Annotated in this window: 12 protein-coding genes; all 12 read left to right on the forward strand. The window is 68.2% G+C overall.

Annotation, left to right across the window (positions count from 1 at the left end):
• Positions 1 to 36: 36 nt before the first annotated feature.
• The 12 genes from ACSQ86_RS03920 to ACSQ86_RS03975 all read left to right on the forward strand — a co-directional run bounded on the left by ACSQ86_RS03920 (position 37) and on the right by ACSQ86_RS03975 (position 14,560).
• On the forward strand, positions 37 to 2,220 hold the full coding sequence (locus tag ACSQ86_RS03920; RefSeq protein ID WP_436308519.1) for a thiamine pyrophosphate-dependent enzyme: 2,184 nt from the start codon (positions 37 to 39) through the stop codon (positions 2,218 to 2,220).
• A 10-nt stretch (positions 2,221 to 2,230) separates the two neighbouring features.
• Complete coding sequence (locus ACSQ86_RS03925; RefSeq protein WP_436302759.1) at positions 2,231 to 3,730, forward strand: indolepyruvate oxidoreductase subunit beta family protein; 1,500 nt, start codon at positions 2,231 to 2,233, stop codon at positions 3,728 to 3,730.
• Positions 3,731 to 3,748: 18 nt separating this feature from the next.
• A complete protein-coding gene (locus ACSQ86_RS03930; RefSeq protein ID WP_436302761.1) occupies positions 3,749 to 4,732 on the forward strand; it encodes a PDR/VanB family oxidoreductase in 984 nt (327 codons plus the stop codon).
• A gap of 15 nt (positions 4,733 to 4,747) precedes the next feature.
• A complete protein-coding gene (locus tag ACSQ86_RS03935; RefSeq protein WP_436302762.1) occupies positions 4,748 to 6,061 on the forward strand; it encodes an aromatic ring-hydroxylating dioxygenase subunit alpha in 1,314 nt (437 codons plus the stop codon).
• Positions 6,061 to 6,540: an aromatic-ring-hydroxylating dioxygenase subunit beta gene (locus ACSQ86_RS03940; RefSeq protein ID WP_436295331.1), complete on the forward strand. Its 480-nt coding sequence runs from the start codon at positions 6,061 to 6,063 to the stop codon at positions 6,538 to 6,540. The genes ACSQ86_RS03935 and ACSQ86_RS03940 overlap by 1 nt, the downstream gene beginning before the upstream one ends.
• A 7-nt stretch (positions 6,541 to 6,547) precedes the next feature.
• Positions 6,548 to 8,170 (forward strand): AMP-binding protein, encoded by a 1,623-nt coding sequence (locus tag ACSQ86_RS03945; protein ID WP_436308520.1) that lies wholly within the window; start codon positions 6,548 to 6,550, stop codon positions 8,168 to 8,170.
• Entirely contained in the window at positions 8,167 to 9,336 is a 1,170-nt protein-coding gene (locus ACSQ86_RS03950; RefSeq protein ID WP_436308521.1) for a thiolase family protein, read from the forward strand. Before ACSQ86_RS03945 ends, ACSQ86_RS03950 begins: the two co-directional genes overlap by 4 nt.
• Positions 9,333 to 10,583, forward strand: a complete 1,251-nt coding sequence (locus tag ACSQ86_RS03955; protein WP_436308522.1) for an SDR family NAD(P)-dependent oxidoreductase — start codon at positions 9,333 to 9,335, stop codon at positions 10,581 to 10,583. The genes ACSQ86_RS03950 and ACSQ86_RS03955 overlap by 4 nt, the downstream gene beginning before the upstream one ends.
• Before the next feature lies 1 nt (position 10,584).
• Positions 10,585 to 11,397, forward strand: coding sequence for a cyclase family protein (locus ACSQ86_RS03960; protein WP_093110835.1), 813 nt, complete (start codon positions 10,585 to 10,587; stop codon positions 11,395 to 11,397).
• Positions 11,394 to 12,125: an SDR family NAD(P)-dependent oxidoreductase gene (locus ACSQ86_RS03965; RefSeq protein WP_436302766.1), complete on the forward strand. Its 732-nt coding sequence runs from the start codon at positions 11,394 to 11,396 to the stop codon at positions 12,123 to 12,125. Before ACSQ86_RS03960 ends, ACSQ86_RS03965 begins: the two co-directional genes overlap by 4 nt.
• Before the next feature lie 133 nt (positions 12,126 to 12,258).
• On the forward strand, positions 12,259 to 13,416 hold the full coding sequence (locus tag ACSQ86_RS03970; protein ID WP_093110839.1) for an ABC transporter substrate-binding protein: 1,158 nt from the start codon (positions 12,259 to 12,261) through the stop codon (positions 13,414 to 13,416).
• Between the two features lies 1 nt (position 13,417).
• Complete coding sequence (locus ACSQ86_RS03975; protein ID WP_436308523.1) at positions 13,418 to 14,560, forward strand: ABC transporter substrate-binding protein; 1,143 nt, start codon at positions 13,418 to 13,420, stop codon at positions 14,558 to 14,560.

The following is a 14,560-nucleotide window of genomic DNA, read 5'->3' on the forward strand; positions in this document are numbered from 1 at the left end:
AGGCGGCCAATGCCGTCATGAGGAACAAGGCACATCATGGCTGAACGATCGTTCGTCGAGGAGGTCAAGAAACTCCGACTTTCGGAGGGGGAGCTGTTCCGGGGCGAAGGCATTCTGGCCGTCACCAAGGCGCTGCTCGAATCGGGTGTTTCCTATGTCGCGGGCTACCAGGGGGCGCCCATTTCGCACTTGATGGACGTGCTGGCCGACGCCCAGGACATCCTGGCCGAGCAGGGCATCCGCTTCGAGAACAGCGCGAGCGAGGCCACGGCCGCCGCCACGCTGGCCGCCTCGGTCAACTACCCGCTGCGCGGCGCCGTGACCTTCAAGGCGACGGTGGGCACCAATGTGGCCTCCGACGCGCTGGCCAACCTGGCTTCGGGCGGCGTGACCGGCGGCGCGCTGGTCATCGTGGGCGAGGACTACGGCGAGGGCTCCTCGATCATGCAGGAGCGCAGCCACGCCTTCGCGATGAAGTCGCAGATCTGGCTGCTCGATCCGCGGCCCAACCTGCCCTGCATCGTCGACGCCGTGAAGAAGGGCTTCGAGCTTTCGGAGGCCAGCCACACGCCGGTGATGCTGCAGCTGCGCATCCGCGCCTGCCATGTGCACGGGCAGTTCGTGGCCGGCGCCAACCGGCGGCCCGCCTTCACGATCAAGGATGCGCTCGAGAACCCGCAGCGCGACGTCAGCCGCATCGTGCTGCCGCCGGCCAGCTTCTTGCACGAGCAAGAGAAGGTGAAGGACCGCTGGCCCGCCGCGGTGCGCTTCATCGAAGACAACAGGCTCAACGAGTTCTTCTCGGAAGACGCCGACGACATCGGCATCATCGTGCAGGGCGGCAGCTACAACACCCTCGTGCGTGCACTCGAACGCCTGGGCCTGGCCGACGTCTACGGCAACAGCCGGGTGCCGCTCTACGTGATGAACGTGGCCTACCCGGTCATCGAGAGCGAGGTGCTGCGCTTCTGCGAAGGCAAGCGCGCGGTCTTGATCGTCGAAGAGGGTCAACCCAACTTCGTCGAGCAGAACCTCGCGACCATCCTGCGCCAGGCCGGCTCGACCACGGCGCTGCACGGCAAGGACATGCTGCCGGTGGCCGGCGAATACACCGCGGCCGAACTGCTCAAGGGCGCGCGCAGCTTCGGCGAGCGCTACGGCCGGTTGCAGCCGCTGCCGGTGTCCGCGCCGGTGCGCAGGGTGATCCCGCTCATCGAGGTCGCCGACGTCGGTGTCGATGGCGCGCCCGAACCGGCCCTGCCGCTGGACGAGAACGTGCATGCACGCCCGCCGGGCTTCTGCACGGGGTGCCCCGAGCGCCCGATCTTCAGCGCAATGAAGCTGGTGGAGCGCGAGCTCGGGCCCCACCACGTGAGCGCCGACATCGGCTGCCACCTGTTCTCGATCCTGCCGCCCTTCAACATCGGCAACACCACCATGGGCTACGGCCTGGGCGGCGCCGGCGCCGCCGCGCTCAACGCGCCGGCGGGCAAGCGCGCGATCTCGATGATGGGCGACGGCGGCTTCTGGCACAACGGGCTGACCAGCGGCGTCGCCAACGCGGTCTTCAACAAGAGCGACAACCTGACCGTCGTGGTCGACAACAACTACACCTCGGCCACCGGCGGCCAGGACATCCTGTCGTCCACCGCGCACAACGCGACGCGCAGCACCGGCCACGAGATCGAGCGCGCGGTGCGCGGCGTGGGCGTGAAGTGGGTGCGGACGATCCGCCGCACCTACGACGTCGCAGGCATGCGCGACGCGCTCAAGGAGGCGCTGACCACCAAGGAGAAGGGCCCCAAGGTGCTGATCGCGCAGTCCGAATGCATGCTCAACAAGCAGCGCCGCGAGAAGCCGCTGGTGCGCAAGGCCATCGCCGAGGGCAAGCGCGTGGTGCGCGACAAGTTCGGCGTCGATTCCGACACCTGCACCGGCGACCACTCGTGCATCCGGCTTTCGGGCTGCCCGTCGCTGTCGATCAAGGCCAATCCCGATCCGCTGCGCACCGATCCGGTCGCGACCGTGCTCGACAGCTGCGTCGGTTGCGGCAACTGCGGCGATGTCTCGCATGCCGCGGTGCTGTGCCCGTCGTTCTACAAGGCGCAGATCGTCAGCAACCCGAACGGCTGGGACCGCTTGCGCGAACGCGTGCGCGGCGCGGTGATCGGCTGGCTCCAACGTGGCGAGGCGAAACGCCGTGCCGAGTACGCCTTCTGATGGCCACGCGATGACGCAACAACAACCTATCAAGATAGCGATCCTCGCCATGGGCGGCGAGGGCGGCGGCGTGCTGGCCGACTGGATCGTCGACATGGGCGAGGGCAACGGCTACGTCGCGCAGACCACCTCGGTGCCGGGCGTGGCCCAGCGCACCGGCGCGACCATCTACTACGTCGAGCTCTACCCCGAGGCGCAGGCCCAGGCCGACGGCGGCCGGCCGGTGCTGGCGCTGATGCCGTTGCCCGGCGACGTCGACGTGGTGCTGGCCTCGGAGCTGATGGAAGCCGGCCGCGCGGTGCAGCGCGGGCTGGTCACGCGCGAGCGCACCACGCTGGTCGCGTCGACGCACCGCGTCTATTCGATCGCCGAGAAGAGCGCGATGGGCGACGGGCGCGTCGACAGCGCGCAGCTGCTCGCGCATGCGGACAAGGCCGCCAAGCGCTTCATCCGTTTCGACATGGCGCAGGCCGCCGAAGACGCGGGCAGCGTGATCAGTGCGGTGCTGTTCGGCGCGCTCGCCGGCGCCGGCGTGCTGCCCTTCAGCCGCGCGAAGTTCGAGGCCACCATCGAGCGCGGCGGCGTCGGCGTCAAGCCGAGCCTCAAGGCCTTCGGCGCTGCCTTCGTGCGTGCGCAAAGTGCAGCGGTGGAAGAGGCGCCGATGGACCTGCCCGCCGCCGCGCCGCAGCCGAAACATCCCGCCGTGCGCGCACTGGTCGAGCGCGTGCAGCGCGACTTTCCCGCCTCTGTGCACCCAGTGCTGCTGGAAGGCGTGCGCCGGCTCATCGACTACCAGGACCTGGCCTACGCAGCCCTCTACCTCGATCGCGCGGCCGCGATCGCCGCGCTGCCGAGCAACGACGATCACCGCCTGCTGCGCGAGACCGCGCGCCACCTGGCGCTGTGGATGTCCTACGAGGACACGGCCCGCGTCGCGGCGCTCAAGACCCGCTCCTCGCGCTTCGAGCGCGTGCGCGGCGAGGCCGGCGTGAAGGGCGGGCAGGTGCTCGCGATCAACGAGTACATGCACCCCCGCCTGCAGGAGATCTGCGAGACGCTGCCGGCCGGCATCGGGCGCTGGCTGATGAATTCGAGCCTGCCCCGCAAGCTGGTGGAGCGGCTCACGCGGAAGGGCCGTGTGATCCAGACCAGCTCGCTGCACGGCTACCTGATGCTGCGCACCGTCGCCGCGATGAAGCGCTGGCGCCGGTCCACGCTGCGCTATGCCGAGGAGAACCGCCGCATCGAGGAATGGCTGCAGCGCATCGCCGCGACCGCAGTGCGGCATCCCGAACTCGCGGTCGAAGTCGCGCAGTGCCAGCGCCTGGTCAAGGGCTACAGCGACACCCACGAACGCGGCCTGCGCAACTACGACACGGTGATGGCCGCCTTCCAGCGCGCCGGCGCGGGGCTCGCGCCGGCCACCTTGCGCGAACTGCGCGACGCCGCGCTCGCCGATGAACACGGGCACAAACTGCAAGCCGCGCTGGCGCAGCATGCGCTGGCCTGAACAAGGGATGCGAACACCATGACCGCCACCCTCCAACTGCGCGTCGTCGAGGCGCGCGAACTGAATCCGCTGATCCGGATGCTGCGCCTGAAGGCCGACGATGGCAGCGCCTTGCCGGGCTATGCCGCCGGCGCCCACATCCGCGTCCAGGTGGCATTGCCCGACGGCACGCAGGACTGGCGCCACTACTCGCTCATCAACTTCGCGACCGCGCGCAACGCCACCAACGCGCCCGCCGAGTACCGGATCGCTGTGCGCAAGGAGGCCGATGGCCGCGGCGGCTCGCGCTTCATGCACGAGCGCGTGAAGGAAGGTGAGCTGCTCACCATCGAGGCGCCGAAGAACGACTTCCCGCTGCACACCGGCCCTGGCGGCACGGTGCTGGTCGCGGGTGGCATCGGCGTCACGCCGCTTGCGAGCATGGCCGCACGCCGCCGGGCCGAAGGCGCGCCAGTGCGCATGCACTACGCGGGCCGAAGCCAGGAGCTGATGGCCTTCCTGCCGGAGCTGCGGGCGTTGCTGGGCGAAGATCTTCGCGTCCACGCCGACGCCGAAGCCGGCGGACCGCTCGACATCGACGCCTTGCTCGACGACTGCCCGGCAGGCGACCGCCTCTATGTCTGCGGCCCCAAGGTGATGCTCGATGCCGTGCTGGCCCGCACCCAGGCCCGCGGCTGGGAACACGACCGCGTGCACTTCGAACTCTTCACCACCTCGGTGGCCGAGGAGGGCGACCAGGCTTTCGAGGTGGAACTGGCGCAATCGGGCCAGCGCTTTACGGTTCCGGCCGATCAGAGCATCCTCGACTGCCTGATCGAGCACGGCTGCGATCCCATGTTCGATTGCAAGCGCGGCGAATGCGGCGTGTGCACGACGGCCGTGCTCGCGGGCGAGATCGACCATCGTGACTACGTGCTGAGCGCGCGCGAAAAGGCGGAAGGCAACGTCATGCAGATCTGCATCTCGCGCGCCAAGGGGCCGCGGCTGGTGCTGGACATCTGAAGGAGCAGCAGGAACATGACTTCGTACCGAGGCAACCCCGATGCCGTGCGCGCGCTGGTCCAGGCCGACCGCGTGCACCGCGACCTGTACACCAGCCAGGAGCTGTTCGAGCTGGAGCAGGAGCACTTTTTCGCCAACACCTGGAACTACGCCGGGCACGAAAGCCAGCTTCCCAAGCCGGGCGACTGGATCAGCAACGAGATCGCCGGCCGGCCGCTGATCATCGTGCGCCACACCGACGGCTCGGTGCGCGCCATGATGAACCGCTGCGCGCACAAGGGCTCGCGGCTGGTGACGGCACCCTGCGGCAACACCGGCAAGTTCTTTCGCTGCCCCTACCACGCCTGGACCTTCAAGACCGACGGCTCGCTGCTCGCAATCCCGCTCAAGAACGGCTATGAAGGCACGCAGCTGCACGAGTGCGAATCGGCCAAGGGCCTGACCACGATCCGCAATGTGCGCAGCTACCGCGGCTTCATCTTCGTCAAGATCAACGACGTGGGGCCGGATTTCGAGGACTACTTCGGCGACTCGCTGAGCTCCATCGACAACATGGCCGACCGTTCGCCCGAGGGAGAGCTCGAGATCGCCGGCGGCTGCCTGCGCTTCATGCACCAGTGCAACTGGAAGATGTTCGTCGAGAACCTCAACGACACCATGCACCCGATGGTGGCGCACGAGTCATCGGCCGGCACCGCCAAGCGCATGTGGGCCGACAAGCCGGCCGACGAGCCGAAGCCGATGGCCGTCGAGCAGTTCGTGCCCTTCATGTCGGACTACAAGTTCTTCGAGGACATGGGCATCCGCATCTACGACAACGGTCACAGTTTCACGGGCGTGCACTTCAGCATTCACAGCAAGTACAAGGCGATTCCCGCCTACGACGATGCGATGAAGGCGAAGTACGGCGAGGAGCGCACCGCGCAGATCCTCGGCATGGCGCGGCACAACACCGTGTACTACCCGAACCTCACGATCAAGGGCGCGATCCAGGCGATCCGCGTGGTGAAGCCGATCGCGGTCGACAAGACGCTGATCGAGAGCTGGACCTTCCGCCTGAAGGGCGCGCCGCCCGAGCTGCTCGCGCGCACCACCATGTACAACCGGCTCATCAACTCGCCCTTCTCGGTCGTCGGCCACGACGACCTGCAGGCCTACCGCGGCATCCAGGCCGGGCTGCATGCGAGCGGCAACGAGTGGGTCAGCTTGCACCGCAACTACGACCCTGCCGAGCTGGCCGGTGGCGAGATCACGACAGGCGGAACCAACGAACTGCCGATGCGCAACCAGTACAGAAGCTGGGCGCGCTACATGACGGAGACCATGTGATGGCCGTCACCCACCAGGACCTGATCGACTTCGTCGTCCACGAGTCGCGCATGCTCGACGCCAAGCGCTTCGACGAGTGGAATGCGCTCTTCACCGACGATGCCTACTACTGGGTGCCGCTGGTGCCAGACCAGGAAGACGGCATCAACCACACATCGCATCTCTACGAAGACAAGCTTCTACGCGACCTGCGCGTCGAGCGTCTCAAGAGCCCGCGTGCGTTCTCTCAGCAGCCGCCGAGCCGCTGCCATCACCTGCTGCAGACGCCCACGGTCGAGGAGTTCGACGAGGCCGGCAATCGCTATGTGCTGCGCACCGAGTTCCACTACACCGAATCTCAGGGCGACGAACTGCAGTTCTACGTCGGCACCTTCTTCCATCACCTCAGCGTGGTAGACGGCGCCTTGCGCATGACGCAGAAGCGCGTCAACCTGCTCAACTGCGACGCGGCCCTGCCGGCCGTGCAGCTCTTCATCTAGGGACGCGATGCACGCCACCGTCCACAACGTCTTCTCTGCCACCGCGGCGCGCACGCCGGAGGCCGAGTTCCTGTTCACCGAATCGGTGACCGCCAAGGCCTACGGCATCGCCGCCGGTGCCATCCGCTGGGGCGAGGCCGCGGCAGCGGTCGAACGCCTGCGCGTGGCCTATGCAGAGGCGGGCTATGGCCATGGCCACCGCGTCGGCCTGCTGCTGGAGAACCGGCCGGCCTTCCTGTTCCACTGGTTCGCGCTCAACGCACTGGGTGTGAGCGTGGTGCCGATCAACGCCGAGATGCGCTCCGCCGAGCTGGTCTACCTGATCGGCCACAGCGAGATCGGCCTGGCCGTGACCCTGCCTGAACGTGCGGCCGATCTGCGCGCCGCGGCGGCGCAGACCGGCGTCGCTTTCGCAACCATGGGGCCCGATGACGAAGTGCCGCCCGCGCGGACGGCTGCGCCGCGTGTCGCCGAAGCGATCGGCCCCGCTACCGAATGCGGCCTGCTCTACACCTCGGGCACCACTGGCCGGCCCAAGGGCTGCATCCTGAGCAACGCCTACTTCCTGCGCGCCGGCGAGTGGTATGCCGCGCTCGACGGCGTGTGCGGCATCCGGCGCGATGCGGAGCGCGTCATCACGCCGCTGCCGCTCAATCACATGAACGCGATGGCCTTCTCGACCATGGTGGTGCTGGTCGCCGGTGGCTGCCTGGTGCAGCTCGATCGCTTCCATCCGAAGACCTGGCTGGCGAGCGTGCGCGAAAGCGGCGCCACCATCGCGCACTACCTGGGCGTGATGCCGGCCATGCTGCTGTCGGCACCCGAGTCGGCAGCCGACAAGGACCACGCGATTCGCTGGGGCTTCGGCGCCGGCGTCGACCGCAAGAACCACGCGCCCTTCGAGGCCCGCTTCGGTTTCCCGCTGGTCGAGGCCTGGGCCATGACCGAAACCGGCGCCGCCGCCTGCGTGATGGCGAATCGCGAGCCGCGGCTGGTGGGCACGAGTTGCTTCGGGCGCCAGCAGGACTACGTTGAGATCCGTCTGGTCGACGACGAAGGCCAGGACGTGTCTGCCGACGCGCCGGGCGAACTGCTGGTGCGCTCCGCCGGCGAAGACCCGAGGCGCTATTTCTTCTCCGGCTACCTGAAGGACGAGGAAGCCACACGCGAGGCCTGGGCCGGCGGCTGGTTCCATACCGGCGATCTCGTGCGGCGCGATGCGGACGGCAACTTCTTCTTCGTCGATCGCAAGAAGAACGTGATCCGCCGCAGCGGCGAGAACATCTCGGCGGTCGAGGTCGAGAGCGTGCTGAACCAGCATCCGGCCGTGAAGACCTCGGCCGTCGCCGCGACGCCCGATGCGGTGCGCGGCGACGAGGTGCTGGCCTGCATCGTGGTGCGCGAGCAGGTCGACGCATCGGAGCGCGCGCAGATCGCGGCCAGCATCGTCGAGCATGCGCTGGCGCAGCTGGCCTACTACAAGGCACCGGGCTACGTGGCTTTCGTCGACGCGCTGCCGCTCACGGCTTCGCAGAAGATCCAGCGCGGGCAGTTGCGTGAACTGGCGCAGGCGCTGCCGGGGCAGGGCCATTGCATCGACACCCGCGCCATGAAAAAGAGGCAGGCATGACGCGCCGGCAGTCCTACGAAGGCGTCGCGGTGGCCGTGCCCATCACCGTGCCCTATGTGCGCTACTCGACGCGCACCGCGCACTGGTTCATCGGGCAGGCGCTCGAGGCGCTGGTGCAAGCCAGCGGCGTGCCGAAGGAGCAGATCGACGGCTTGTGCCTCAGCAGTTTCTCGCTTGTGCCGGACACGGCGGTGGGTGTGACGCAGCACCTGGGCCTCTCGCCGCGCTGGCTCGACCACATGCCGACCGGCGGCGCATCCGGGGTGATGTGCCTGCGCCGCGCGGCGCGTGCGGTGCAGGCCGGCGATGCCGACATCGTGGCCTGCGTCGGCGCCGACACCAACCACGTCGACTCTTTCCGCCAGACGCTGGGCAGCTTCAGCAACTTCGCGCGCGACGCGAGCTACCCCTACGGCTCGGGCGGGCCGAATTCCATCTTCGCGATGATCACCGCCAACTACATGCGCACCTTCGGCGCGAAGCGCGAGGACTTCGGCCGCATCGCGGTGGACCAGCGCACCAACGCACTGGGCAACCCGGATGCGATGTTCAAGAAGCCGCTCACGCTCGACGAGTACATAGGCGCACGGCCGATCTCCGACCCGATCCACCTGTTCGACTGCGTGATGCCCTGCGCGGGCGCCGAGGCCTTCCTCGTGATGAGCGAAGAGCGCGCGCGCGACCTCGGGCTGGCGCACGCCGTGATCCGCGGCGCGATCGAGCGGCACAACGCCTTTGCCGACGATCCGGTGATGGTGCGCGGCGGCTGGCTGAAGGACCGCGACGATCTCTATGCGCAGGCCGGCGTGCGGCCCGCCGCGCTCGATTTCGTCCAGACCTACGACGACTATCCCGTCATCGTGATGATGCAGTTCGAGGACCTGGGTTTTTGCGAGAAGGGCGAGGGCCCCGCCTTCGTGCGCGCAAACACGATGACCTTCGACGGCAGCTTTCCCAACAACACCAGCGGCGGGCAGCTGTCGGCCGGCCAGGCAGGCGCGGCGGGAGGCTTCCTCGGCATGGTGGAAGCGATCCGCCAGCTGACCGACACGGCCGGGCCGCGCACGGTGCCCGATGCGCAGCTCGGCCTGGTCGCGGGCTTCGGCATGGTGACCTACGACCGCTGCCTTTGCACCGGCGCCGTGATCCTGGGGAGATCGGAATGACCATGCCCCTGATGCGCCCCAAGCGCAAGAACCCGGTCCTGCGCACGCGGCAGATGAACCTGCCGCCCTGGGCGCGCGGCCGCGTCGCGCTGGGCATCACGGCCGCGGCGGCCGAGGGCCGCTTCGAGCTGCAGACCTGCGAGGACTGCGGCACGGTGCAGTACCCGCCGCGCGAGGCCTGCCACAAGTGCCTCTCGCCGCGCCTGCACTGGCGCGAGCAGGGCGGAGAGGGCGAGCTCATCAGCAGCACCACGCTGCATCACAGCAACGACCTGTTCTTCCGCGAGCGCCTGCCCTGGCGGCTGGGCCTGGTGCATCTCGATGCCGGCCCGACGCTGATGGTCCACCTGCACGGCGAGGTCGGCGAGGCGCCGGCGCGCGTGCGCGTCGGCGCCCGGCTCGACCGCGCGGGACAGGCCGTCCTCATTGGTTTTCCGAACGAAGGGAGTGCCCATATGGCCGACGACAAGATGCTGCGCGAGATGACCAGCGACCCGAAGTTCCGCAAGGCGCTGGTCACCGACGGCAAGACCGAAGTGGGGCAGGCCATCGTGCGTGCGCTGGTCAAGGCCGGTGCCGACATCGTGTGGGTCGGCCATGCCGAACCGTGGAAGAAGATGGGCGGCCTGGAAGACATCACGGCGCTGCCGCAGGTCACGCTGGTGCCGCTGGACCTGACCAACGGCCGCTCGGTGAGCGAGCTGGCCGGCGAGATCGGCGGCAAGGTCGACATCGTGATCAACAACGCCGAGGTGCATCGCAACTTCGGCATCGGCGCGCGCCGTGGCACCGACGTCGCCAAGGCCGAGATGGACATCAACTACTTCGGCCTGCTGCGGCTGGCGCAGGAGTTCGGCCCGGCGCTCAAGGGGCGCTCGGCGGACGGCGTGAGCGGTGCGACGGCCTGGGTCAACCTGCTGTCGATCTATGCGCTGTCCAACTTCCCGCCGCACGGCACCTTCAGCGCATCCAAGGCCGCGGCCTACTCGCTCGCCCAATGCCTGCGCGCCGAGATGCGGCCGGCCGGCATCCGCGTGATCAACCTGTTCCCCGGGCCGATCGACGACGAGTGGAACCAGCACATGCCGCCGCCGAAGCTAGCGCCGAGTGCGCTGGCCAATGCGATCGTCAAGGCGCTGCGCGACGGCGTCGAGGACGTCTACCCGGGCGACGTGGCGCAGGAGTGGCTGGAGCGCTGGCGCGACAACCCCAAGGTGCTCGAACGCGAACTCGCAGCTGGAGGATGAGATGACGACCACCACCGAACTGATGTCCACCGCCGAGATCCTCGGCGGCCTCGTGAGCGCGATGGCCACAGGCCGCATCCGCGTGATCGACCTCACGCAGACGCTTTCGCCCGAGTTCCCGCAGATCGCGCTGCCGCCCGAGATGGGCCAGTGCTGGCCCTTCCGCATCGAGGAGGTGTCGAAGTACGACGAGCGCGGACCCGGCTGGTACTGGAACAACTTCTCCTGCGGCGAGCACACGGGCACGCACTTCGATGCGCCGATCCACTGGATCTCGGGCCGCGACCTGCCGAACAACTCGGTCGACACGATTCCGGTGCAGCACTTCGTGGCGCCGGCCTGCGTGATCGACTGTTCCGCCCAATCGGCTACCGATCCCGATTACCTGCTGACGGTGGAAGACATCGAGCGCTACGAGGCCAAGCACGGCCGCATCCCGAAAGGCGCCTGGGCGCTGATGCGCACCGACTGGTCGAAGCGCCAGGACCCCGAGGCGTACCAGAACTTCGACGAGACCGGGCAGCACACGCCGGGTCCGAGCACCGAGGCCGTGCGCTTCCTGGTCGAGCAGCGCGATGTGCTGGGCTTCGGCTCCGAAGCCATCGGCACCGATGCCGGCCAGGGCTACCACCTGCGCCCGCCCTATCCCTGCCACTACTACATGCACGGCGCCGGGCGCTACGGGCTGCAGTGCCTCAGCAATCTCGACCTGCTGCCGCCGGCCGGCGCGGTGCTGATCTGCCCGCCGCTCAAGATCGAGAAGGGCAGCGGCAGCCCCTTGCGCGTGCTGGCGCTGGTGGGGGCGGCACCATGAATCTCACGCATCCCGTCGCCGCCGTGACCGGCGGCAGTGCCGGCATCGGCAAGGCCATCTGTGCGGACCTGCTCGCGCAGGGCTACGAGGTGGTGTCGCTGGCGCGGCGCCGCTGCGAGATCGACCATCCCAAGCTGCACAGCATCGAGGTCGACCTGATGGACCGTGCCGCCACCGCCGAAGCCGCGCGCGAGATGGCGCGTCGCTTCGAGGTGACGACCGTGGTCCACAACGCCGGCGTGATCCGGCCCGCGCTGCTCGCGGACGTGAAGCTCGATGACCTGGACGCGCTGGCCGAGTTGCATCTGGGCTGCGCGATCCAGCTGGTGCAGGCGGCCTTGCCCGCGATGCGCGCGGAACGCTTCGGCCGCGTGGTGCTGCTGTCCTCGCGCGCGGCGGTCGGCCTGGCCACGCGAACGAACTATTCGGCCACCAAGGCCGGCATGCTGGGCATGGCGCGCACCTGGGCGCTGGAGCTTGCGGCCGACGGCATCACGGTGAACGTGGTGGCGCCGGGGCCGATCCGCACCGACATGTTCTACGACGTGGTGGAGGCCGGCAGCGAGAAGGAACGCGCGCTCGCGGCCTCGGTGCCGGTGCAGCGCCTCGGCGAATCCTCCGACGTGGCACGGGCCGTGCGTTTCTTCGTCGACCCGGCCAACAGCTTCGTCACCGGCCAGGTTCTTTATGTGTGCGGCGGCACCAGTGTGGGCAGTCTCGCGCTGTAGCGGTGCATCGCGCGCCAAACGCAAAACCTCTCGTTGTCTCCCTTGTCATTGCACCATCGTCTCGCTAGTATTGTTTAGGTCTAAACATTTCATAAATCATGTTAAGGCTCAGCTCAACCCCTGGAGGATCGTCATGAAAGTTCCAAGCCCCATCCGCGCCCTGGCGGGCATCGTCCTCGGCATCGGTGCATTGAGCGCCGCGAGTGCCTGGGCTGCCGACTACAAGGTCGGCTTCATCACCTCGCTCTCGGGGCCGGTGTCTTCGCTGGGCATTCCCTACGAGAAGGGGATGAAGGCCGCGCTGGCCTACAAGTCCGAAGTGGGCGGTCGCAAGATCCAGCTGGTGCAGCTCGACGATGCGTCGGATCCGTCCACCGCGGCGCGCAATGCGCGCAAGATGATCGACGAGGACAAGGTCGACGTCATCATCGGCACGGCCGGTTCGCCCGGCGCGCTGGCCATCGCGGCCGTGGCGCGCGAAACCAAGACGCCGCTGATCTCGATCGCCAACGCCAACCTGCCCGGCGAGGAGGGCGCCTGGATGGTCACGCTGCCGCAGCCCGCGCCGTTGATGGTGAGCGCGGTGGTCGAGCGCATGAAGAAGTCGGGCGTGAAGACGGTCGGCTACATCGGCTTCTCCGACGCGTGGGGCGACCTGGTCTACGACGCGCTGACGAAGAGCGCGGAGCCGGCCGGCATCAAGGTCGTGTCGAACGAGCGCTATGCGCGCGCAGACGCCTCGGTCACCGGCCAGGTGCTGAAGATCGTCGCGCTGCGTCCCGATGCGGTGATCACCGGCACCTCGGGCACGCCGGGCGCGCTGCCCTACCTCGCGCTCTCGGAGCGCGGCTACAAGGGCCAGATCTACGGCATGCATGCGTTGATCAACCCCGACTTCGTGCGCGTGGGCGGCACCTCGGTCGAAGGGCTCCTGGCGCCCACCGGCCCAGTGATCGTGGCCGAGCAGCTGCCCGACTCCAACCCGATCCGCAAGGTCTCGATGGACTTCCGTGCGGCCTACCAGAAGGCCAACGGCGCGGCGCCGACCGATGCCTTCTCGGCCTACACCTTCGACGCCTGGCTGCTCTTCCTCGATGCGGCGCAGCGCGCCAAGGGCGAGCCCGGCACGCCGGCCTATCGCGTGGCGCTGCGCGATGCCATCGTCAGCACCAAGGAGCTGGTGGGCACGCACAGCGTCTACAACTTCAAGCCCGACAACCGCTACGGCTCGGACGAGCGCTCGCGCGTGGTCGTCAAGCTCGAAAAGGGTCAATGGAAGCTGGTCCCCTGAGATGAAGAACATCGCACGTCTTGCCGGCCTCACGGCCATCGCCCTGGCTGCCGCGCATGCCGCGGCCGCCGATCTCAAGATCGGCTTCATCAGCTCGCTCTCGGGCCCGGTCTCGGCGCTCGGCATCCCCTACGAGAAGGGCATCCGCGCCGCCATCGCCGAGCATCCGATGCTGGCCGGCCGCAAGGTCGAGCTGATCGTGCTCGACGATGCGTCGGACCCCACCACCGCCGGGCGCAATGCGCGCAAGCTGGTGGTGGAGGACAAGGTTGACGTGCTGATCGGCACCTCGGGCGTGCCCAGCGCGATGGCCATCGCGGCCGTGGCGCGCGAACTCAACACGCCGCTGATCTCGCCCACGCCGGTCACCATTCCCGGTGCCGAAGGCGCGTGGACCGTGACCGTGTCGCAGCCCTTCCCGCTGATGGTGGCGGGCGTGGTCGAGCGCATGAAGAAGTCGGGCGTGAAGACGGTGGCCTTCATCGGCTTCTCCGACGCGCTGGGCGACCTGGCCTACGACTCGCTCGTGAAGAGCGCAGACGCCGCCGGCATCAAGGTGGTGGCCAACGAACGCTACGCACGCAGCGATTCGTCGGTGGCGGGCCAGGTGCTGAAGATCGTCTCGAGCCGCCCCGATGCGGTGTTCGCCGGCAACTCCGGCACGCCGGGCGCGCTGCCCTACCTCGCACTCGCCGAGCGTGGCTACAAGGGCCAGATCTACGGCACGCACGGCCTGATCAATGCCGACTTCGTGCGCGTCGGCGGCGCATCGATCGAAGGCCTGCAGGTGCCCAGCGGCCCGGTGCTGGTGGCCGACCAGCTCGCTGCGGACAACCCGATCAAGAAGGTGTCGATGAACTTCCGCAGCGCCTACCAGAAGGCGCACGGCGTGATGCCCACCGATGCCTTCTCCTCCTACACCTACGACGCCTACCTGCTGCTGGCCGACGCCGCCTCGCGCACCAAGGGCGAGCCCGGCACTGCAGCCTACCGCACGGCGCTGCGCGACGCGATTGTCGGCACGAAGGAGCTGGTGGGCACGCACGGCGTCTACAACTTCAAGCCCGACAACCGCTATGGCTCCGACCAGCGGGCAGTTGTCGTGGTGCGGATGGAAAAGGGCCAGTGGAAGCTGGTTCCCTAG

Origin of the sequence: Variovorax sp. LjRoot130 (genome assembly GCF_964253755.1) — a bacterium.
GTDB lineage: Bacteria > Pseudomonadota > Gammaproteobacteria > Burkholderiales > Burkholderiaceae_C > Variovorax.

Coding starts and splice junctions, on each gene's coding strand:
- ACSQ86_RS03975 (WP_436308523.1), top strand. CDS start 13,418: ATGAAGAACATCGCACGTCTTGCCGGCCTCACGGCCATCGCCCTGGCT.
- ACSQ86_RS03970 (WP_093110839.1), top strand. CDS start 12,259: ATGAAAGTTCCAAGCCCCATCCGCGCCCTGGCGGGCATCGTCCTCGGC.
- ACSQ86_RS03945 (WP_436308520.1), top strand. CDS start 6,548: ATGCACGCCACCGTCCACAACGTCTTCTCTGCCACCGCGGCGCGCACG.
- ACSQ86_RS03965 (WP_436302766.1), top strand. CDS start 11,394: ATGAATCTCACGCATCCCGTCGCCGCCGTGACCGGCGGCAGTGCCGGC.
- ACSQ86_RS03930 (WP_436302761.1), top strand. CDS start 3,749: ATGACCGCCACCCTCCAACTGCGCGTCGTCGAGGCGCGCGAACTGAAT.
- ACSQ86_RS03920 (WP_436308519.1), top strand. CDS start 37: ATGGCTGAACGATCGTTCGTCGAGGAGGTCAAGAAACTCCGACTTTCG.
- ACSQ86_RS03960 (WP_093110835.1), top strand. CDS start 10,585: ATGACGACCACCACCGAACTGATGTCCACCGCCGAGATCCTCGGCGGC.
- ACSQ86_RS03925 (WP_436302759.1), top strand. CDS start 2,231: ATGACGCAACAACAACCTATCAAGATAGCGATCCTCGCCATGGGCGGC.
- ACSQ86_RS03955 (WP_436308522.1), top strand. CDS start 9,333: ATGACCATGCCCCTGATGCGCCCCAAGCGCAAGAACCCGGTCCTGCGC.
- ACSQ86_RS03940 (WP_436295331.1), top strand. CDS start 6,061: ATGGCCGTCACCCACCAGGACCTGATCGACTTCGTCGTCCACGAGTCG.
- ACSQ86_RS03935 (WP_436302762.1), top strand. CDS start 4,748: ATGACTTCGTACCGAGGCAACCCCGATGCCGTGCGCGCGCTGGTCCAG.
- ACSQ86_RS03950 (WP_436308521.1), top strand. CDS start 8,167: ATGACGCGCCGGCAGTCCTACGAAGGCGTCGCGGTGGCCGTGCCCATC.